Raw genomic sequence first — 19846 nt, forward strand, 5'->3', positions numbered from 1 at the left:
CGGCGAAAAAGACCCGCAGATTATGCTGCGAATTAACCAGACACCACACTAGGCTGAGCGCTGTCCGGGCTTTGGCTCATCCAGCGCCGTATGTTCCCTCGATCGCAGCGAGCGCCTCCTCCACCGCCACATCTGCTCCCTCTTCCCTCAGGATCTGCCCAAGCGCCTCGACTAGCGCCACGACGTTCTCCTTCCGGCTCGACTCGCCCATGAGGCCGATGCGCCAGGTCTTGCCGGCGAGGGCGCCGAGGCCGCCGCCGATCTCGATGTTGAAGTCGAGGAGCAGGCGCTTGCGGATGGCGCCGTCGTTGGCGCCTTCGGGGATCTTGACGCTGTTGAGCATCCACAGGCGGTGGCCTTCCTGGGAGGCGAGGGGGATGCCGAGGGCCTCCAGGCCGGACACTAGGGCACGGTGGTTCAACTCGTGGCGCGCGAAGCGCGCTTCCAGTCCTTCGCGCTCGATCTCGCTGAGAGCCGCGTGGAGGCCGTAGTTCATGGAGATGGGGGCGGTGTGGTGGTAGACGCGCTCTTCGCCCCAGTAGCGCTCGATCATGGTGAAGTCGAGGTACCAGCTCTTGACCTTGCTCTTGCGCCGCGCCAGCTTGTCGCGCGCGGCTTGACCGAAGGACACGGGCGACAGCCCGGGCGGACAGCTCAGGCACTTCTGCGTGCCGCTGTAGGCGGCGTCGACGTTCCAGTCGTCGAGGGTCACGGGGCATCCCCCCAGCGAGGTGACGGTATCCAGCACCAGCAGGGCGCCGGCGTCGTGGACGAGCCGGGAAATCTCTTCCACCGGCTGCAACACGCCGGTGGAGGTTTCGGCGTGCACCATGGTGACGATGTCGACCTTGTGCTCCTTCAGGGCCTGCTCCACCTGTTCCGGCCGGATGATCTCGCCCCAGGGGGCTTCGACCTTGACGAGGTTTCCGCCCAGGCGCTCGACGATGTCGGCCATGCGCGTGCCGAAGACGCCGTTCACGCACACCAGCACGGTGTCCCCCTCCTCGATGAGGTTCACGAGGCAGGCCTCCATGCCCGCGCTGCCGGTGCCCGACACCGGAAAGGTCAGCTCGTTCCCGGTGTGGAACAGCCGGCGCAGCATGGCCTTGTTCTCTTCCATGATCTTGAAGAACTCCGGGTCCAGGTGGCCCACCACCGGGGCCGACAGCGCCTCCAGCACCGTGGGGTGGGGGTTGCTGGGGCCGGGTCCGAGGAGGATTCTCTTGGGCGGATTGAGCGGTGAAGCCATGCGCGTGCTCCTGTGGTTGTTGGGGACGGCTCGGTTGTGAGCAGTGCCGGGTGCGGTGTATTCTGCCAAGTAGTTTGTCACGGTACGCTATAACAACCGTGTACCGCGCCATCAACACAATCAGGAGCGACGGCCCGCCCCCCAGCACGCTCCCGCCCCGCTTGAATGGAACTGCACCGGAAACTCGCGGAGACTTTGCTCAGGGATGGCCTCCTGGCTCCCGGTGACGCGGTGCTCGCAGGCGTGTCCGGCGGTCCGGACTCCGTGGCGCTGCTCCACCTTTTGACCGAGGTCGCGCCGGCCCTCTCACTCTCGCTGGAAGTGGCCCACGTGGAGCACGGAATTCGCGGAGCCCGGAGCCGGGAGGACGCGGAGTTTGTCCGGTGCATGGCCGAAGGGCTGTCGCTGCCGTTCCATCTCGCCCGACTGGACTTGCACGACACCGCATCCGGCCGTGCCGGGAACCTGGAAGCCCGCGCGCGCACGGAACGCTACCGGTTCTTCGCGCGGGTGGCGGCGGAGCGGCGCCTCGGCAAGGTCGCGGTGGGACACAACCGCGGCGACCAGGTGGAGACCATGCTCATGTGGCTGCTCCGCGGCTGCGGTCCCGAAGGGCTGGCGGGCATGCCGGCGGCGCGGCCTCTGGACCGGGACGTGGCCGGCGCCGCGGGTCCGATGCTGATCCGCCCGTTGCTGGATGTATCCCGCGAAGCGATCCTGGAATACCTGGCGAGCCGGGATCTGGAGTACCGGGACGACCACACCAACCGCGACACCCGTTACCTGCGAAACTGGATCCGCCAGACCCTGTTGCCGGGGTTGCGGGAACGGACGGACGCCGGGCTGGAGCACCGCCTTGCCCGGCTGGGCGGCATGCTGCGCTCCGACAACGCGCTGCTGGAGCGGCGGCTGGCCGAGGCCTACCGGCGGGTCAGCCGCGAGGACGTGCTGGACCGGGCCGCCTTCCTGGGGATCGAGCCCGAGCTTCGCCCCCGGATGGTGCGATTCTGGCTGGCCCGGGTCACGGGCACGCTCCGGCGCGTCGGCTACGCCCATGTGGATGCCGTCCTCGATCTCATCGCCGGAAGCCGCCCTCACGCCCGCGTATCCCTCCCCGGCGCATGGACCGTGACGCGGGAGTACGAGTCCGTCCGGCTGGTTTCCTCCGTCGAAGCGGCTTCTGCGGACGCCCCTACGGAAACGGTTCCTTCGCCGATGGGCGCAAGGACTCCAAGGATTGCGGGCGAAGAACGTGGCGGACAGGTCGACGGGGAGTACTCCTACCCGCTCCCGCTCGAAGGCGAGATCTTTCTGCCCGAGGCCGGGTTGGAGATCGCCGCTTGGCGCTCGGACAGCCTGGACCTGCCGGCAAGCCCTCACGAGGCCGCCTTCGACCTCCGCGCCGTGGAGCGGGTCGCGGGTGTCCTGCGGGTGCGGAACTTCCGCCCGGGTGACCGCTTCCGGCCCCTGGGCATGGCCGGGCACAAGAAGCTCAAGGACCTGTTCATCGAGAAGAGGCTGTCGCGCTCCCGCCGCCGCACCTTGCCCTTGGTGCTGGCCGGTGAGGAGATCGTGTGGATTCCCGGGTGCGCGCGCGGCGACTTCGCCAGGCTGGAGCCGGACAGCCGCGCGGCGTGGCGGGTCAAGGTCGGTTTCTTCGCCGCGGGCGGGGTGCGCGGCTGATCCGCGCGCGGTTGACTTGGCCGCTCCCCGTTCTTATTGAAGAAGGGGTACCCGTATGTTAACTTTTCTCGGGTACGGCTGGGGTGGAAAAGGCTGGAGAGACCCTCTTTGAACCAAGCGACAAAAAACCTTGCTCTGTGGCTCGTGCTCGGGCTGATGTTCCTGCTGCTCTTCAACGTCTTCACGCGGCAGCAGGGCCGGGACCCCGAGATCATCTACAGCGATTTCTGGTCGGCGGTGGAGCGCGGCGACGTGCAGGAGGTGACGATTCAGGGCCGGTACGTCCACGGCAAGTACCAGAGCGGCGAGCGGTTCCGGACCTTTTCGCCGAGCGATCCGGGGCTGGTGACGACGCTGCGGGAAAAGAACATCCGCATCGCCGCCAAGCCGGAGGAAGATTCTCCCTGGTACTTCGTGCTGCTGGTGAACTGGTTCCCGATGCTGCTGCTCGTGGGCGTGTGGATCTTCTTCATGCGGCAGATGCAGGTGGGGGGTGGCAAGGCCATGTCCTTCGGCAAGAGCCGCGCGCGCCTGTTGAACGAGAACCAGGCGCGGGTGACTTTCAGCGACGTGGCCGGCGTGGACGAGGCCAAGGACGAGCTGCAGGAAGTCATCGCGTTCCTGAAGGATCCGAAGAAGTTCACGCGCCTGGGCGGGCGCATCCCCAAGGGCTGCCTGCTGGTGGGGCCTCCGGGCACGGGCAAGACGCTCCTGGCGCGGGCCATCGCCGGTGAGGCGGGCGTGCCCTTCTTCAGCATCAGCGGATCGGACTTCGTCGAGATGTTCGTGGGCGTGGGCGCGTCGCGCGTGCGCGACCTGTTCGTCCAGGCCAAGAAGCAGGCGCCGTGCATCGTCTTCGTGGACGAGATCGACGCGGTCGGGCGCCAGCGCGGCGCCGGCCTGGGCGGCGGACACGACGAGCGCGAGCAGACCCTCAACCAGTTGCTGGTGGAGATGGACGGCTTCGAGGCCAACGACGGCGTAATCCTCATCGCCGCCACCAACCGGCCCGACGTGCTGGACCCGGCGCTGCTGCGGCCGGGGCGGTTCGACCGCCGCGTGGTGGTGCCGCGGCCCGACGTCAAGGGGCGCGAGGGCATCCTGGCGGTGCACAGCCGGCAGGTGCCCCTGGACGGCGACGTCGATATCCGGGTGCTGGCCCGGGGGACTCCGGGGTTTGCCGGCGCGGATCTCGAGAACCTGGTGAACGAGGCAGCCCTGCTCGCGGCGCGGAACGACAAGGACAAGGTCAACATGAATGACTTTGAGCTCGCCAAGGACAAGGTCATGATGGGGACCGAGCGCAAGAGCATGATCATCAGCGACGAGGAGAAGCGCAACACCGCCTACCACGAGTCCGGCCATGCGCTGGTGGCGAAGATGCTGCCGGGGGCGGACCCGGTCCACAAGGTGACCATCATCCCGCGGGGCATGGCGCTGGGGCTGACCCAGCAGCTCCCCATGGACGAGCGCCACAGCCAGGACAAGCAGCATCTCCTGAACAACGTCACCATCCTGTTCGGCGGCCGCGTCGCTGAAGAACTGGTCCTCGACCACATGACCACGGGGGCCGGCAACGACATCGAGCGCGCCACCGAGATCGCCCACCGGATGGTCTGCGAGTGGGGCATGAGCGAGAAGCTCGGGCCCATGACCTTCGGCAAGAAGGAAGAGCAGATCTTCCTCGGGCGCGACTTCACCCAGCAGCAGGACTACTCCGAGAGCACGGCGGTGGAGATCGACATGGAGGTGCGCCGCATCATCCAGGACTGCTACGGCCGGGCGAAGGACCTCCTGACCACGCATATCGATCTGTTGCACCTGGTCGCCAAGGAGTTGCTGGAGAAGGAAGTGCTGGACGGCGCGGAAATCGACGCCATCGTCAAGGAATACATGGGAGACAGCGGTCCCGACCTGCCCACGACATCCGTTCCCGCCGGCGACTGACCGGACCGGCATCCCCGACACAGTCCAACTCCGTGTGATTCCCACGGAACAGGGTGTGTTCAATCTCCGCTCGGACACGAAATGGCACTGACGCCCGCAAACGTCATCCCCGAGGCGCCGGCGTCCGGCGACCCGCGCTTGGAAACGGCTCCGGTGCTGGAAACGCGCCACGGCGTGGTGGACATGCGCCGGCGCACGGCGGTGATGGGGATCCTGAACGTGACCCCGGACTCCTTTTCCGACGGCGGCCGCTACGCGGACATCGACGCCGCGCTGGCACACGGCGTGGAAATGGTGCGCGAGGGAGCGGGCATCGTGGACGTGGGCGGGGAGTCGACGCGTCCGGGCGCGGACGCGGTCCCGCTGGAGGAAGAACTGGAGCGGGTGATCCCGGTGATTCGCGGATTGCGTGCGCGGGTCGCCGTGCCCATCAGCATCGATACGTACAAGGAGGCGGTGGCCCGGCGCGCGCTGGATGCCGGTGCGGACATGGTCAACGACATCAGCGCCCTCCGGTTCGACCCCGCCATGGCGGGCCTGGTGGCGACGGAAGACGTTCCGGTGGTACTCATGCACATGCAGGGACGGCCGCGCACCATGCAGCGCGCGCCGCACTACGTCGACGTCGTGCGGGAGGTGGCCGCCTTCCTCCGGGAGCGCGTGGCCTTTGCCATGGAACGCGGAGTGGCCGCCCACCGCATCGTGGTGGACCCCGGTATCGGCTTCGGCAAGGACACGGGCCACAACCTGGAGTTGCTGCGGCGCCTGGACGCCTTGGTGTCGCTGGGACAGCCGGTGCTCGTGGGGCTTTCCCGCAAGGCGTTTCTCGGCCGCCTGCTGGACGAGGGGACGCCGGACGCGCGCCTCGAGGGCAGTCTGGCGGGGGCGGTCGCGGCGGTGCTGGCCGGCGCCCGCATGGTCCGCGCCCACGACGTGGCGGCAACATGCCGGGCCGTGCGCGTGGCGGAGGCCATCCGCGGGGGCGCACCGGCGGGTTCGCGCGGGTGAGGCCGGTCGCCGATTTTCCGGAAAGGGGCCCATGACCTCGGACAGACCACAGGGAGTGGCGGGCCGGCGCCGCCTGTTCGGCACCGACGGCATCCGCGGCATCGCCAACCAGGAGCCCATGACCTCGGAGACGGCCTTGAGGCTCGGGCGGGCCATCGCCCACGTGGTCGGCGGTCACGGCGGCGGGACGGAGGCGCGCGGCGCCCTGGGGCGGAAGCGCACGCGCCGGCGGCGCATCCTCATCGGCAAGGACACGCGCCTGTCGGGTTACATGTTCGAGACCGCGCTGGCCTCCGGCATCTGCTCCATGGGGGCGGACGTTCTCCTGGTGGGGCCGCTGCCGACCCCGGCCGTGGCGTTCCTCACCCGGAGCATGCGCGCCGACGCCGGGGTGGTGATCTCGGCGTCGCATAACCCTTACCAGGACAACGGCATCAAGTTCTTCTCCCGGGACGGCTTCAAGCTGCCGGACGCCTGGGAGCGGCGCATGGAGGCGCTGGTCTGGGAGGGTGAGTACGGCGGACACCACCCGGCCGCCACCGACATCGGCAAGGCTTCCCGCGTCGATGACGCCGTCGGCAGGACCGTGGACTTCCTCAAGGGCGCGTTCCCGGGCCGGCTGACCCTCGAGGGCCTCAAGATCGTCGTGGACTGCGCCAACGGCGCCGCCTACCGGGTGGGGCCGGAGGTGCTGGCGGAACTGGGCGCCGAGGTGATTCCGGTGGCGGTGGACCCGGACGGCACCAACATCAACCGGGAGTGCGGCTCGGTGTACCCGGGGACGGCCCGAGCGGCGCTGCTGGAGCACGGCGCGGACCTGGCCGTGTGCCTCGACGGCGACGCGGACCGGGCGCTGTTCATCGACGACAAGGGCGACTTGGTGGACGGCGACGAGGTGCTGGCCATGTGCGCCATCGCGCTGCGGGAGGCCGGGCGCCTGCCCACGGGCGCGGTGGTGGCCACGGTGATGAGCAACATGGGGCTCGACGTCTCCCTCCGCGGGCACGGCATCGAGGTCCTGCGCACCGCCATCGGCGACCGCTACGTGGTGGAGGAAATGCGCCGCGGCGGCCACAACCTGGGCGGCGAGCAGTCGGGCCACCTGGTGTTCCTGGACCACAACACCACCGGCGACGGCTGCCTGACCGCGCTCCAGGTGCTGGCCCTCATGGTGGAGCAGGAGAAGCCCCTGAGCGAGCTGCGCCGGATCATGGGCAAGCTGCCGCAGGTGATCGTCAACGTGCCGGTGCGCGAGAAGCGCCCGCTCTCCGAGATGGACCAAGTGCAGGCGCGCATCAGCGAGAGCGAGAGCCTGCTCGACGGCCGCGGCCGCGTGCTGGTGCGCTACTCCGGTACCGAGCCGCTGGCCCGGGTGATGATCGAGGGCGAGTCGGAGGATGAGATCAGGCGGCTGGCGCAGGGCATCGCCGACGCGATCCACTCCAGCAGCGGGTCCGGTGGCTAGGGGTTTCGGCATGATTCGTCTCGGAGTCAACGTCGATCACGTGGCCACCGTGCGCCAGGCGCGGATGATCGCCATCCCGGACCCGGTGGAGGCGGCGCTCCTGGCCGAGCGGGGCGGCGCCGACCTGATCACCGTGCACCTGCGCGAAGACCGCCGGCACATCCAGGAGCGCGACGTAGCCCGGCTGCGGGAGCGGCTGAGCGCGGGCCTCAACCTGGAGATGGCCGGGACCGAGGAGATGGTTCGGCACGCGCTCGCCTTCCGGCCGGACGACGCCTGCCTGGTGCCGGAACGGCGCGAGGAGCTGACCACCGAGGGCGGCCTCGACGTGGTCGCCCACGCGGACCCGCTCCGCGAGGTGGTGGCGCGCCTGCGCGGCGCCGGCATCCGGGTGAGTCTTTTCGTGGACCCCGATGCGCGACAGCTCGAAGCCAGCCGGGCGCTGGGCGCCGACGCCGTGGAGCTCCACACGGGCACCTACTGCGACGCCGCCGCGGACCGGGTGGAGCGCGAGCTCGAGGCCGTGCGCCGCGCCGCGACCGTGGCCGCGGACCTGGGCCTGGAGGTCCACGGCGGGCACGGCCTCAATGCGGAGAACGTGGCGCCCATCGCCGCCATCGAGGAGATCGTGGAGCTCAACATCGGACACAGCATCGTCGCCCGGGCCATCATGGTGGGCATGGTCGAGGCGGTGCGGGAGATGAAGGCCCTCATCGCGAGGGCGGAAACGGCGGGTGACTGACTCATGCACGTGGTGACCGCGGCGGAGATGCGCCGCATGGACCAGCTCACCATTCAGGCTCACGGCGTCCCCAGCCTGCGGCTCATGGAGCGCGCCGGCCAGGGCGTGGTGGACGTGATCCTCCAGCGCTGGACGCAACTGGCCAAGCGCGGCGCGCTGGTGGTGGCGGGCAAGGGCAACAACGGCGGCGACGGGCTCGTGGTGGCGCGGCTGCTGCACCAGCGGGAGTTCCCGTGCGAGGTGGCGTGCGTGGCGCGGGCGGACGAGCTGTCGCCGGACGCGGCCACCAATCTCCAGCGCTACCGTACCGCGGGGGGCCGGTTCACGGAGATTCCTGACGGCGACCTCGACGCACTCCGCGACCGTTTCGGGGACAAGGGGCTCTTGGTGGACGCCCTCCTGGGCACCGGCCTGCGCGCGCCCGTGAAGGGGTTCCTGGCCGACGTGGTGGAACTCATGAACGCCTCGGGGCTGCCTATCATCGCGGTGGACACCCCGTCGGGGCTGGATGCCGACAAGGGCGGCCCCTTGGGTTCGACCATTCAGGCCGACGTGACGGTGACCCTCGGCTATCCCAAGACCGGGCAGGTGGTCTATCCCGGGGTCACCTACTGCGGCGATCTGGTGGTGGCCGACATCGGCCTCTGGGACCAGGCCGTGGCCGAGGTGGCCCCGGCGGCGGAGTTGCTGGATTCCGCCGAGTTGGTGTGGCTCCTGCCGCGCCGGTTGGAAGACTCGCACAAGGGCAGCTACGGCCACCTGCTGGTGATGGCCGGCTCCCGCGGCAAGACCGGCGCGGCGGTGCTTTGTTGCCGCGGTGCCATGCGGGTAGGCACCGGGCTCGTGACCCTGGCGGCGCCGCGCGGGCTCAACGACATCCTCGCCGGCGCGCTGGTGGAGCCCATGACCGAGACCTTGGGGGAGCCGGGCGCGGAGCAGTGGCCGGCGTTGGGGGCGGGCGATTGGGAGGCGCTGGCGGAGCGCAGGAACGCGGTCCTGTTCGGCCCGGGCGTAGGCGTCCACGAAGATGCCGGGCGCACGCTGGAGACGCTGCTGGAGCATTGCGGCCTGCCGTGGCTCATCGACGCCGACGGGCTCAACAACCTGGCGGCGGACACGAGCCGGTTGAAGGAGGCGCGCGTCCCGCCCGTGCTGACGCCGCACCCCGGCGAGATGGGCCGCCTCGCCGGCATGGACACCGCGGAGGTCAACGCCGACCGCATCGGCATCGCCCGAGCGTTTGCCGCGGAGCACCGTTGCTACCTGGTGCTCAAGGGGGCGCGCACGGTGGCGGCTACCCCCGAAGGCCGTGTCTCCATCAACCCCACGGGCAATGCCGGCATGGCCACCGGCGGCATGGGCGACGTCCTGGCGGGGATCATCGCCGGGTTTCTCGCACAGGGATTTCGCCCGGAGGAAGCCATGCGCTTGGGAGTGTACATCCACGGCCGCGCCGGCGACCGCGTCGCGGACCAACACGGCGAGGTCGGGTTGATCGCGTCAGACCTCGTCGACGAGTTGCCGGCCACCATCAAGGAGCTGATGCAGATTCGGGAGATGGTGTCTGGAGTGCAGGGATGACGACGAACGCCTTTCAGATCACGACGGGCTCGCAGGAGGACACCCGGGCGCTGGGGCGGACCCTCGGCGGCTTCCTCGCCGGCGGCGAGATCCTGGGGCTCACGGGCGACCTCGGGAGCGGCAAGACCTGCTTCGTCCACGGGCTCGCCGAGGGGCTCGAGGTGGGCCGGAACAGTTGGGTGCGGAGCCCCACCTTCACGCTTATCAACGAGTACGACGGCCGGGTGCCGCTGGTCCACGTGGACCTCTTCCGCGTGGCCCAGGGCGCGGAGATGGAAGACCTGCACCTGGAGGAATACTTCGCGTCCGGCAGCGTCTGCGTCATCGAGTGGTTCGAACGCTTGGACGCGGTCGGCGTGGACGAGTTCCTCGCCGTGGCCTTCCGCTACGTGGACGAGGACCGGCGGGAGTTGCGCTTCGCCGCCCACGGCCCGCGGTACGAAGAGCTGGTGGCCGCGTTGCGCTAGCGATGTCGCAGGATGGCGCTGATCGTGCAGAAATACGGCGGCACCTCCGTCGGCATGGTGGAACGCATCCGCAACGTCGCCAGGCGCGTGGCGGCCGCGCGCGAAGCCGGGAACGACGTGGTGGTGGTGGTATCGGCCATGTCCGGCGAGACCAACCGCCTGCTGAACCTGGCCAACCAGGTCTCCGCGCACGTGGACGATCGGGAGATCGACGTGCTCCTGGCGTCGGGAGAACAGGTGTCGTGCGCGCTGCTGGCGCTGGCGCTCAAGGACCTGGGCCAGGCGGCGCGCTCGTTTCTCGGTCACCAGGTGCGCATTGCCACCGACAGCGTGTACGGCCGGGCGCGCATCAAGAGCATCGACGCCACCCGTGTGCTGGAGGCGCTCGAGCGCCGGGAGGTGGTGGTGGTGGCGGGCTTCCAGGGAGTGGACGAGGACGACAACATCACCACCCTGGGGCGCGGCGGCTCGGACACGAGCGCCGTGGCCATGGCCGCCGCCCTGAACGCCGCGGTGTGCGAGGTCTACACGGACGTGGACGGCATCTACACGGCCGATCCCTTCGTGTGCCCGCGCGCCCGAAAACTGGATCGCATTACCTACGACGAAATGCTGGAGATGGCCAGCATGGGCGCCCGCGTGCTGCAGATCCGCTCGGTGGAGCTGGCGAAGAAGTTCGGCGTCCCGGTGCACCTGCGTTCGAGTTTCAACGACGTCGAGGGCACTTGGCTGGTCGAGGAGGACGAACAGATGGATGATTCGGTTCTGGTTTCGGCAGTGACCTGCAACAACGACGAAGCCAAGATCACCATCCGCGGGGTGCCGGATCGCGCCGGCCTCGCGGCGCAGATCTTCGGCCCCATCGCGGACGCCAACATCGTCGTGGACATGATCATCCAGAACGCCGGCGAGGACGGCACCACCGACGTGACCTTCACGGTGCCCAGGAAAGACCATCCCAAGGCCATGGAATTGATTGAAAAAACCGCGCCCTTGATCCAAGCTAAGGGGGTGGCCTCCGACACCCGCGTCGCCAAGGTGTCGGTGGTGGGGGTGGGGGTGAGAACGCACGCGGGCGTGGCCGCGAAGATGTTCAAGGCGCTGGCCGACCAGTCCATCAACATCGAGATGATCTCCACCTCCGAGATCAAGGTGTCGGTGGTGGTGAACGAGGAGGACAGCCACAGGGCCGTGGATTCGCTGCACGCTTCGCTGATCGAAGGACAGGTGAGGGCATGAGTAATTTGTTGCTGTACGATACGACCCTGCGGGACGGGTGCCAGAGCGAGGACGTCTCCTTCAGCCTGAAGGACAAGCTGCGCATCGCAGAGAGCCTGGCCGAGCTGGGCATTCACTACATCGAGGGCGGCTATCCCGGCTCCAACCCGCGCGACGCCGAGTTCTTCAAGGAGGTGCCGAAGCTGGACCTCAGGAAGACACGGGTCGCGGCCTTCGGCACCACCCGGCGCCCGTCGGTGAAGCCGTCGCAGGACGCCAGCCTCAAGCTCCTGCTGGCGGCCAAGACCCCGGTGGTGACGCTGGTGGGCAAGACCTGGGACCTGCACGTGCGCGACGACCTGCGCATCAGCCAGAAGGCCAACCTGGAGGTGATCGCCGATTCCATCGCCTACATGAAGAAGCATGTCGACGAGGTGATGTTCGACGCCGAGCACTTCTTCGACGGCTACCGCAGCAATCCCAAGTTCGCGCTGGAGTGCCTCAAGGCGGCCGAGGAGGGCGGTGCCGACTGGATCGTCCTGTGCGACACCAACGGCGGCGGCCTGCCCGGCGACGTCGGCGCGGCGGTGACGCGGGTCAAGGAGGAGGTGAAGACGCCGCTGGGGATCCACTGCCACAACGACGGCGAGCTGGCGGTGGCCAACACCATGACGGCGGTGGAGAACGGCGTGCGCCAGATCCAGGGTACCATCAACGGCTTCGGCGAGCGCTGCGGTAACCTGAACCTGTGCTCGGTGCTGCCCAACCTCCAGTTGAAGCAGGGTCACAAGATCGTCCGGACGTCGCAGTTGCGCCGCCTGCGCGAGATCTCGCACCTGCTCTACGAGCTGGCTAACGTGGTGCCCAACAAGCGCCAGCCCTACGTGGGCGACAGCGCGTTCGCGCACAAGGGCGGGCTCCACGTCTCGGGCATCATCAAGAACCGCGAGACCTACGAGCACATCGAGCCGGAGCTGGTGGGGAGCCGCCAGCGCGTGCTGGTGTCGGACCTGTCGGGGCGGAGCAACATCGTCTACAAGGCGCGGGAATACGACATCGACCTGAACGGTCAGGACCAGGCCGTGCACCAGATCCTCAATCGCATCAAGGAGCTGGAGAGCCAGGGCTACGAGTTCGAGGCCGCGGAGGCTTCCTTCGAGCTGCTGATCCAGGAGGCGTTGGGCAAGAAGAAGCGCAACTTCCGCCTCGACGGGTTCCGGGTCATCGACGAGAAGCGGGTGGAGAGCGAGGCGCCGCTGTCGGAGGCCACGGTCAAGGTGGAGGTGAACGGCGTGATGGAGCACGCCGCGGCCCTGGGCAACGGTCCGGTGCACGCGCTGGACCAAGCCCTGCGCAAGGCCCTTACGGGCTTCTATCCGTCCCTGGAGGAAGTGGAGCTGCTGGACTACAAGGTCCGGGTGCTGTCGTCGGGCGAGGGTACGGGCGCCGTCGTCCGGGTGCTCATCGAGTCGGGTGACGGCCAGACCCAGTGGGGTACGGTGGGCGTTTCCCACAACGTCATAGAGGCGAGCTGGCAGGCGCTGGTCGACAGCATCGACTACAAGCTCTACAAGGACCGAAAGAAGAAGGGCCACGCGGGCAGGAGCCGCGCCGGGAAAGCCCATTCCGCGGCGGCGCCCGCGTCCTGAACGGAGGACCGCGGCCGTTTCGCCGCTACGCTTGCCGAACCGCGCATCCGGGGACGCGCGACAGGGATCTGCGGTAGTCGGATCTTCCGGAAAGCCGCCCATGTGGAGTCTTCTGAAAGAGGACGTGCGCGTCGCCTTCGAGCGCGACCCCGCGGCGCGGAACCTCGGCGAGGTTCTGCTCAGCTATCCGGGCGTGCACGCGCTGCTGTGCCACCGCGTCGCCCACAGGCTGTGGCACGGCGGCTGGAAGAACCTGGCGCGCTTCGCAAGCCATCTGAGCCGTTTCTTCACCGGCATCGAGATCCATCCGGGCGCCGCCGTCGGGAAGAGGTTCTTCATCGATCACGGCATGGGCGTGGTCATCGGCGAGACCGCGGAGATCGGCGACGACGTGACGCTGTACCAGGGCGTGACCTTGGGCGGCATCAGCCTGCGCAAGGAGAAGCGTCACCCCACGGTGCAGGACTGCGTCATCATCGGCGCCGGCGCTACCGTGCTGGGCCCGGTGGTGGTGGGGCGGAACAGCAAGATCGGCTCGGGCTCGGTGGTGGTGAAGGACGTGCCGCCCAACTCCACGGTGGTGGGCGTGCCCGGCAAGGTCGTGGAGGGCGACGGCGTGCACCGGGACCCGGTGGAACACCAGATCGCCCTGGACCACGATCGCTTGCCCGACCCCATGGCCAGGTCCCTGGGCCAGTTGTCCGACCACATCCGCAAGCTGGAGGAGCGGGTGAACGAGCTGGACGCCAAGCAGGGCGGGTTGGAGGCGCGGCAGCGGGAAGAGGACAAAGAGGTCCGCCGGTACAAGAACTGATGAGAGGGCAAGGTGACGGCAGCAGCGGACAAGAGAGTGGCGGTGGCCATGAGCGGAGGCGTGGACAGCTCGGTGGCGGCCGCGCTCCTGTTGGAGCAGGGGTACGACGTGGTGGGGGTGTCATTGCGCCTGTGGGAGGGGCGGGACCTCGGGCCGCGCAACTGCTCGGACCATCGCGGCGCGGAAGAGGTGGCCTCGGTGCTGGGGATTCCCCACACGGTCCTGGACCAGCGCGGCGACTTCCGCGAGGCCGTGGTGAAGCCCTTTGCCCGAAGCTACCTGGAAGGCGCCACGCCCAATCCCTGCGTCGCCTGCAACCGCGAGTTCAAGATCGAGCGGCTGCTGGCGTGGGCGGAACCCCGCGGCATTGAGCGCGTGGCCACGGGCCACTACGCCCGCGTCGCGCACGGCCGCGGCGGGGCGGGATTGATGCGCGGCGCGGACCGGAACAAGGACCAGTCGTACTTTCTCTTCGCGCTCTCGGTGCGTCAGCTCGAGCGCATTGCGTTCCCGTTAGGGGGGCTCCACAAGGACGCCGTACGCGCCAAGGCGCGTGAGCTGGGCCTGCCGGTGGCCGAGCGCCCCGAGAGCCAGGACATCTGCCTCGGAGACCACCGGGCGGTGGTGGCGTCCCTGGCCGGACCCGGGCAGCTCGGCGCCGGGGAGATCGTGGACAGCCGCGGCCGCGTGCTCGGCCATCACGACGGCATCCACCGCTTCACCGTGGGCCAGCGAAAAGGCCTCGGCATCGCCGCCCCGCGGCCGTTGTACGTGTTGCGCATCGACGCGGACGCGAGGAGGGTGGTGGTGGGTCCACGCGAAGAGTTGTGCACGGAGGTCTTCACCGCGAGCCGCATCAACTGGATAGCGTCGCCCCCGGACGGGGAGACGGCCGCGGAAGTGCAGATCCGTTACCGCTCCCGGCCGGCGCCCTGCACGTTGCGGCCGTTGGACGATCATGCGGTGGAGGTCCGCCCGAACGAGCCGCTCCCTTCCGTAAGCCCCGGCCAGGCCGCGGTTTTCTATCGCGGCGACCAGGTGCTAGGCGGCGGCTGGATCGACAAGGCGCCCGGCCGAGCCGGGATCGATGCGGCGCGGGATGCCCGCGGGACTCTCGTGGACAGCCGATGCGCGTAGCCATCAAGACACTGGGTTGCAAGATCAACCAGTACGACACCGCGGTGATCCAGGAGCGGCTGGCGCGGGAGTCGTGCGCGTTCGTTCCGTTCGAGGATCCGGCCGACGTGTACGTCGTGAATACCTGCACGGTCACGGACCGCGCCGACTGGGAGGCACGCCAGCTCGTGCGCAAGGCCAAGCGGAGCAACCCCGCGGCGCGGGTGGTGGTCACCGGATGCTATGCGCAGGTGAGCCCCGGCGAAGTGTCGCAAGTCCCGGGCGTGGACCGCGTGGTGGGCCTCAACCGCATGGATGAGCTGGTGCGTTGCGTCACCGACGGCGAGTCGGTGGCCGGCCCCGCCGTCTCCGTCGGGAATCCCCGCGACGAACGCACCGTCGGCGTCCTGGGCGCCCGGGGTTTTCCGGGCCGCACCCGGGCGTTCCTCAAGGTGCAGGAAGGATGCAACTTCGCGTGCAGCTACTGCATCATCCCCACCGCCCGCGGGCGCAGCCGCAGCGTGCCGCCGGAACGCGTGCTGGAACAGGTGCGCGGTCTCGCGGAGGCCGGTTTCGCGGAGATCGTGCTCACGGGGATTCATCTCGGCGGCTACGGCTACGATCTGGCGCCGCGGGTTTCGCTGAGCGAGTTGGTGCGGCGCATCGCCGGCAGCGGGTTGATCCCCCGGCTGCGCCTGAGTTCCCTGGACCCGCGGGAGGTCACGGACGAGCTGCTGTCGGTGATGGCGGATTCGGAAGTGATCTGCCCGCACCTGCACGTGTGCGTACAGGCGGGCGACGACGGCATCCTCAAGCGCATGCGGCGCAACTACGACACCGCCTTCTTCGCCCGGTTGATGGCGCGGGCGCGCGGCAAGCTGCCCCGGGCCGCCCTCGGGACGGACGTTATCGTGGGATTCCCGGGGGAGAGCGAAGACGCCTTTGCCGGGTCGCTGGATTTCCTCGCCGGCGTGCCGCTGACCTACTTCCACGTGTTTCCCTATTCGTCCCGCCGGGGCACCCCCGCGGCCGGTATGCCGGACCAGGTGCCGGCCGCCGAGAAGAAGGAACGCTCGCGCCGCGCGCGGGAGCTGGGGGCGCGCAAGAAGCAGGAGTTCTACCGCGGCCAGGTGGGGAGGCATGTGTCCGTGCTGGCGGAAGAGCCGGTGGCGGGCGAGCCGGGATGGCTCAAGGGCTACAGCCGCAACTACCTGCCGGTACTGTTTCCCGGCGGTCCCGACCTGGTCCATCGCGAGGTCCCGGTCACGCTTCGGGAGTGGTCCCGCGGACGGCTGCGAGGAGAGGCACGATGCTGACGGAGGATCGCCCCGACCTGGAGCGCTTCCAGGACGCTCTGGGCTACCGTTTCCGGGACCCTCTGCTGCTGAATCGCTGCCTGACCCACGTCTCCTGCGGCGGCGGCATGGAAGCGCACAACGAGACCCTGGAGTTCCTGGGTGACGCCGTCCTGGGGTTGGTGATCAGCGATATGCTCATGCAGCGGTTCCCGGACAAGAGCGAGGGCGACCTCTCGCGCATGCGCGCGTCTCTGGTGAACCGCAAGGTGCTGGCGGAAAAGGCGCGCGCGGTGGATGTCGGCGCCGTGCTCCGGATGGGCAAGGGCGAGGAGCGCACCGGCGGCCGGCTCAAGGAGTCGATCCTGTCGGCTTCGCTGGAGGCATTGCTGGGCGGCATCTACCGGGAGGCGGGCTACGACGCGGTGAAGCCCGTGGTGGAGCGTCATTTCGCCGGCGACCTGGACCACACCGGCCTGGGGCTGGACGACTACAAGACCCGTCTCCAGGAAGTCAGCCAGCGGCTCTACCGCGTCCCCCCCACCTACCGGCTGGTGCGCGAGACCGGCCCGAGCCACGACAAGTGCTTCGAGACGGAGATCCGCGTGGACGGCCACCTGGTGGGCCAGGGGGAGGGCCGGAGCAAGAAGCAGTCGGAGCAGGAAGCGGCGCGAAGGGCGCTGGAAATGCTGCTGCAAGGGCAGCAGCAATAGCCCCTCGAATCGTCATTCATGGCGAAGCTCACCTACAAGGACGCCGGGGTCGACGTCGAGGGAGGCAACCGGCTGGTGCGTTCCATCGCGTCCGTGGCCCGCAAGACCGCGCGGCCCGGGCTCATGGGCGGCATCGGCGGGTTCGGCGGGCTCTTCGATCTTTCGCGCGTGCGCGCCCGGCGGCCGGTCCTGGTCTCCTCCACCGACGGGGTGGGCACCAAGCTCAAGATCGCCTTCATGGCCGACCGCCACGACACCGTGGGCATCGACCTCGTGGCCATGGGCGTCAACGACATCCTCACCCAGGCGGCCGAGCCGCTGTTCTTCCTCGACTACTTCGCCACCGGCAAGCTCGAGCACGCCACCTTTCGCGCGGTGGTGGGCGGGGTGGCGGAAGGCTGCCGACAGGCCGGCTGTGCGCTTCTGGGCGGCGAGACCGCGGAGATGCCGTCCTTCTACGCGGACGGCGAATACGACCTGGCGGGCTTCAGCGTCGGCGTCGTCGAGAAGGACCGCATCCCCGACCCGCGCGCCGTGCGCGCCGGCGACGTGGTCATCGGCCTGCCGTCCAGCGGACTCCACAGCAACGGCTATTCGCTGGCGCGCAAGGTCCTGCTGGACAGGGCCGGGCTCAAGTTGAAGTCGAGGGTGGCGGACCTGGGGAGATCCCTGGCGGACGAGTTGCTCACGCCGACCCGGATCTATGCGTCGCTGATTCGCGCGCTTGGCGCGAGGCACCGCATCAAGGGCATCGCGCACATCACCGGCGGCGGCCTGGTGGAGAACCTCCCGCGCGTCCTGCCGACGGGCCTGCGCGCGTGGCTGCGGCGGGGAAGCTGGCCCGTGCCACCTGTCTTCGATCTTATCGCGCGCCTGGGCCATGTGGAGCAGGCCGAGATGGACCGCACCTTCAACAACGGCATCGGCATGGCCTTGGTGGTCGGCGCCGGGGACGCGCCCGGCGTGGAGCGCGCGCTACGCCGCCGGCGCGAGGCCTACGCCGTCATCGGCGAGATCCGCAAGGGGCGGCGCGGCGTGTCGTTCATCAGGTAGGGGTGGGTCGGTTTCCACACGCAGACGTACAGGGGAAGCTTGCGCTACTCTCACTTCTTCGGGTCGTCGGTCCCGCCGCAGGTTTGCTCGAAGTATGTCTTGAACTTCGGATCCTTCATCTTCGCCTCGAAGTCAGGCCGTTGGCTGGCTTCCTGGCACCACTCTTTGCCCTGGATGGCGTACCAGATCGCCGACGCGGTACCCACGGCCACCGGTGCACAACCGGGGGCAACGGCAATGATCAGGATCAAGATGAGTCCGGTCATCCTCACGCTCTACCTCCAATTCGCTGGAGACATGATCAGCCGTCCGTCCGTGCTTTGTTGGGCGGCTGTGGTCAGGAGTTTAGCATGTCGAGGTCGAGGCTTCCAGATGTAGTGAGATCAACCGTTCAGAACCGATTGGGAGTTACCCCATGAAACGCAAGGTCCCTGTCGGCGTATTGCTGTCGGGCGGCGGCACCAACTTGCAGGCGATCATCGACGCCGTAGAGCAAGACCGCCTGGACGCCGAAATCCGCACGGTGGTCAGCAACCGGGAGAGCGCCTACGGCCTTACCCGCGCCCGCAACCACGACATCCCCGCCACGGTCATCGACCATCGCGGTCACGCCTCTCGCGAGGATTACGACCGCGCCCTCGTTGCGCACCTGAACGCCCAAGGCGTGGAACTCGTGGTGCTGGCCGGATTCATGCGCCTGCTGTCGCCGTACTTCGTGCAGAGCTTCCCCAACCGCATCATGAACATCCACCCCGCCTTGTCGCCCGCTTTCGCCGGCCTGCACGGCCAGCGCCAGGCCTTCGAGTACGGTGTCCGCTTCGCCGGCTGCACCGTCCACTTCGTCAGCGAAGGCTGCGACGAAGGCCCCATCATCATCCAGGCCGTGGTCCCCGTCCTCCCCGACGACACCGAGGAAACACTTGCCCAGCGCATTTTGGAGCAGGAGCACCGTATCTATCCGCGGGCCATCCAGCTCTACAGCGAAGGCCGGCTCGTCATCGAGGGCAGGAAGGTGAGGGTGACGGGAGAGGAGGGAGATACAGGTGGAGAGACTGCTTTGGTGAACCCACCTATTCCGTGAGGGTTCGTGTCCCCTGTTTGCTATTCCTTCTCGTTCGTCCCCACCACCACCGTGTACAGCGAGAAGCGCGAGAAGCGGTAGGCTCTGCACCCGGTGAAGCCGGTGTCCTGGAGGAACGGCTTGAGCTTGAGGTTGGTGCTCCAGCCGAGGCGGCGGGTGATGGGGTCGAGGGATTTGGTGATGGGACCCCAGAAGCGGGATTCCGTGGTGAAGTGGTTGACGACGACGATGGTGCCGCCGGGCCGGCAGACGCGGCGCATCTCAGCCATCATCCGGATCGGATCGGGCACCACGGTGACCACGTGGAACGCCGTCACGTAGTCGAAGGCGTTGTCGGCAAAATCAAGGTTCAGGGCGTCCATCTCCTTGACTTCGAGATGGCGCCAGCCGTTCTTGGCGATCTTCTCCCGGGCCTGGGCGAGCATGAGCGGGGCCTGGTCGATGCCGACCACGTGACAGCCGCGCGGGTAGGCGGGGAACGAGGCGCCGGTGCCGACGCCCACTTCCAGGATCTCGGCCCCCTTGGGAATGTTCAGGTCCTTGATAACCGTCCGTTCGCGCGCATAGAAGAACTTCGCGAACGTCTTGTCGTAGAGCGGGGCAAGATCCGAGTACAGGCGACTCTGGTGTGGTGCTTCAAGCTCGGCCATGCTCGAAAATGGAATATCAATTCACGGTCATATTGTCAAGAATTCCCCGTGAAATCGTCAAGCCAGGACGGCCTCCGCGGCCGGGATCACGATTGGCAATCCGTCGACGCGTTGG

The 19846-nt window shown here is 68.3% G+C and carries 18 protein-coding genes; 15 read left to right on the forward strand and 3 right to left on the reverse strand.

Features of this window, described 5'->3' with window-relative positions; translation table 11 throughout:
• Nucleotides 1-76: 76 nt before the first annotated feature.
• Nucleotides 77-1249 carry an alanine--glyoxylate aminotransferase family protein gene (locus tag OXU42_18345; GenBank protein MDE0031346.1) on the reverse strand — a complete coding sequence of 391 codons (1173 nt, stop codon included), beginning with the start codon at nucleotides 1247-1249 and terminating at the stop codon, nucleotides 77-79.
• A gap of 195 nt (nucleotides 1250-1444) precedes the next feature.
• Here OXU42_18345 and tilS point away from each other — a divergent pair, with 195 nt between their 5' ends.
• From tilS to purM, 14 genes are all read left to right on the forward strand, one after another.
• Complete coding sequence (tilS, locus tag OXU42_18350; GenBank protein ID MDE0031347.1) at nucleotides 1445-2932, forward strand: tRNA lysidine(34) synthetase TilS; 1488 nt, start codon at nucleotides 1445-1447, stop codon at nucleotides 2930-2932.
• Nucleotides 2933-3040: 108 nt separating this feature from the next.
• Nucleotides 3041-4879, forward strand: coding sequence for an ATP-dependent zinc metalloprotease FtsH (ftsH, locus tag OXU42_18355; protein ID MDE0031348.1), 1839 nt, complete (start codon nucleotides 3041-3043; stop codon nucleotides 4877-4879).
• A gap of 81 nt (nucleotides 4880-4960) precedes the next feature.
• Entirely contained in the window at nucleotides 4961-5887 is a 927-nt protein-coding gene (gene folP, locus OXU42_18360) for a dihydropteroate synthase (protein MDE0031349.1), read from the forward strand.
• Between the two features lie 31 nt (nucleotides 5888-5918).
• The gene (glmM, locus tag OXU42_18365) at nucleotides 5919-7352 is read left to right on the forward strand and encodes a phosphoglucosamine mutase (GenBank protein MDE0031350.1); all 1434 of its coding nucleotides are present in this window, start codon (nucleotides 5919-5921) and stop codon (nucleotides 7350-7352) included.
• Between the two features lie 10 nt (nucleotides 7353-7362).
• Nucleotides 7363-8094 carry a pyridoxine 5'-phosphate synthase gene (locus OXU42_18370; protein ID MDE0031351.1) on the forward strand — a complete coding sequence of 244 codons (732 nt, stop codon included), beginning with the start codon at nucleotides 7363-7365 and terminating at the stop codon, nucleotides 8092-8094.
• Nucleotides 8095-8097: 3 nt separating this feature from the next.
• On the forward strand, nucleotides 8098-9675 hold the full coding sequence (locus tag OXU42_18375; protein ID MDE0031352.1) for an NAD(P)H-hydrate dehydratase: 1578 nt from the start codon (nucleotides 8098-8100) through the stop codon (nucleotides 9673-9675).
• Nucleotides 9672-10142: a tRNA (adenosine(37)-N6)-threonylcarbamoyltransferase complex ATPase subunit type 1 TsaE gene (tsaE, locus tag OXU42_18380; GenBank protein MDE0031353.1), complete on the forward strand. Its 471-nt coding sequence runs from the start codon at nucleotides 9672-9674 to the stop codon at nucleotides 10140-10142. Before OXU42_18375 ends, tsaE begins: the two co-directional genes overlap by 4 nt.
• 12 nt (nucleotides 10143-10154) lie before the next feature.
• Nucleotides 10155-11381 (forward strand): aspartate kinase, encoded by a 1227-nt coding sequence (locus OXU42_18385; GenBank protein ID MDE0031354.1) that lies wholly within the window; start codon nucleotides 10155-10157, stop codon nucleotides 11379-11381.
• Nucleotides 11378-13009: a citramalate synthase gene (gene cimA, locus OXU42_18390; GenBank protein MDE0031355.1), complete on the forward strand. Its 1632-nt coding sequence runs from the start codon at nucleotides 11378-11380 to the stop codon at nucleotides 13007-13009. The genes OXU42_18385 and cimA overlap by 4 nt, the downstream gene beginning before the upstream one ends.
• Before the next feature lie 100 nt (nucleotides 13010-13109).
• Complete coding sequence (cysE, locus tag OXU42_18395; protein ID MDE0031356.1) at nucleotides 13110-13823, forward strand: serine O-acetyltransferase; 714 nt, start codon at nucleotides 13110-13112, stop codon at nucleotides 13821-13823.
• Nucleotides 13824-13835: 12 nt separating this feature from the next.
• Nucleotides 13836-14960 (forward strand): tRNA 2-thiouridine(34) synthase MnmA, encoded by a 1125-nt coding sequence (mnmA, locus tag OXU42_18400; GenBank protein MDE0031357.1) that lies wholly within the window; start codon nucleotides 13836-13838, stop codon nucleotides 14958-14960.
• Nucleotides 14951-16255, forward strand: a complete 1305-nt coding sequence (gene mtaB, locus OXU42_18405; protein ID MDE0031358.1) for a tRNA (N(6)-L-threonylcarbamoyladenosine(37)-C(2))-methylthiotransferase MtaB — start codon at nucleotides 14951-14953, stop codon at nucleotides 16253-16255. Before mnmA ends, mtaB begins: the two co-directional genes overlap by 10 nt.
• Nucleotides 16249-16947, forward strand: a complete 699-nt coding sequence (gene rnc, locus OXU42_18410; protein MDE0031359.1) for a ribonuclease III — start codon at nucleotides 16249-16251, stop codon at nucleotides 16945-16947. Before mtaB ends, rnc begins: the two co-directional genes overlap by 7 nt.
• Before the next feature lie 18 nt (nucleotides 16948-16965).
• On the forward strand, nucleotides 16966-18000 hold the full coding sequence (gene purM, locus OXU42_18415; protein ID MDE0031360.1) for a phosphoribosylformylglycinamidine cyclo-ligase: 1035 nt from the start codon (nucleotides 16966-16968) through the stop codon (nucleotides 17998-18000).
• A 50-nt stretch (nucleotides 18001-18050) separates the two neighbouring features.
• Here the strand turns inward: purM and OXU42_18420 are convergent, their stop codons facing one another.
• Entirely contained in the window at nucleotides 18051-18266 is a 216-nt protein-coding gene (locus OXU42_18420; protein ID MDE0031361.1) for a hypothetical protein, read from the reverse strand.
• Between the two features lie 149 nt (nucleotides 18267-18415).
• On the opposite strand from OXU42_18420, the gene purN reads away from it, so the two are divergent.
• Nucleotides 18416-19081: a phosphoribosylglycinamide formyltransferase gene (purN, locus tag OXU42_18425; GenBank protein MDE0031362.1), complete on the forward strand. Its 666-nt coding sequence runs from the start codon at nucleotides 18416-18418 to the stop codon at nucleotides 19079-19081.
• A 20-nt stretch (nucleotides 19082-19101) separates the two neighbouring features.
• On the opposite strand, the gene OXU42_18430 is transcribed toward purN, so the two are convergent.
• The gene (locus tag OXU42_18430; protein ID MDE0031363.1) at nucleotides 19102-19731 is read right to left on the reverse strand and encodes a class I SAM-dependent methyltransferase; all 630 of its coding nucleotides are present in this window, start codon (nucleotides 19729-19731) and stop codon (nucleotides 19102-19104) included.
• Nucleotides 19732-19846: the final 115 nt, after the last annotated feature.

This window comes from Deltaproteobacteria bacterium, assembly GCA_028818775.1.
Classification (GTDB): Bacteria; Desulfobacterota; Binatia; order UBA9968; family JAJDTQ01; genus JAJDTQ01.

Bases quoted from the DNA above. Each gene is read 5' to 3' on its own strand.
- OXU42_18370 (MDE0031351.1), top strand. From the start codon at position 7,363: ATGATTCGTCTCGGAGTCAACGTCGATCACGTGGCCACCGTGCGCCAG.
- cysE (MDE0031356.1), top strand. From the start codon at position 13,110: ATGTGGAGTCTTCTGAAAGAGGACGTGCGCGTCGCCTTCGAGCGCGAC.
- OXU42_18375 (MDE0031352.1), top strand. From the start codon at position 8,098: ATGCACGTGGTGACCGCGGCGGAGATGCGCCGCATGGACCAGCTCACC.
- purN (MDE0031362.1), top strand. From the start codon at position 18,416: ATGAAACGCAAGGTCCCTGTCGGCGTATTGCTGTCGGGCGGCGGCACC.
- purM (MDE0031360.1), top strand. From the start codon at position 16,966: ATGGCGAAGCTCACCTACAAGGACGCCGGGGTCGACGTCGAGGGAGGC.
- OXU42_18385 (MDE0031354.1), top strand. From the start codon at position 10,155: ATGGCGCTGATCGTGCAGAAATACGGCGGCACCTCCGTCGGCATGGTG.
- tsaE (MDE0031353.1), top strand. From the start codon at position 9,672: ATGACGACGAACGCCTTTCAGATCACGACGGGCTCGCAGGAGGACACC.
- folP (MDE0031349.1), top strand. From the start codon at position 4,961: ATGGCACTGACGCCCGCAAACGTCATCCCCGAGGCGCCGGCGTCCGGC.
- rnc (MDE0031359.1), top strand. From the start codon at position 16,249: ATGCTGACGGAGGATCGCCCCGACCTGGAGCGCTTCCAGGACGCTCTG.
- cimA (MDE0031355.1), top strand. From the start codon at position 11,378: ATGAGTAATTTGTTGCTGTACGATACGACCCTGCGGGACGGGTGCCAG.
- OXU42_18420 (MDE0031361.1), bottom strand. From the start codon at position 18,266: ATGACCGGACTCATCTTGATCCTGATCATTGCCGTTGCCCCCGGTTGT.
- mtaB (MDE0031358.1), top strand. From the start codon at position 14,951: ATGCGCGTAGCCATCAAGACACTGGGTTGCAAGATCAACCAGTACGAC.
- OXU42_18345 (MDE0031346.1), bottom strand. From the start codon at position 1,249: ATGGCTTCACCGCTCAATCCGCCCAAGAGAATCCTCCTCGGACCCGGC.
- glmM (MDE0031350.1), top strand. From the start codon at position 5,919: ATGACCTCGGACAGACCACAGGGAGTGGCGGGCCGGCGCCGCCTGTTC.
- OXU42_18430 (MDE0031363.1), bottom strand. From the start codon at position 19,731: ATGGCCGAGCTTGAAGCACCACACCAGAGTCGCCTGTACTCGGATCTT.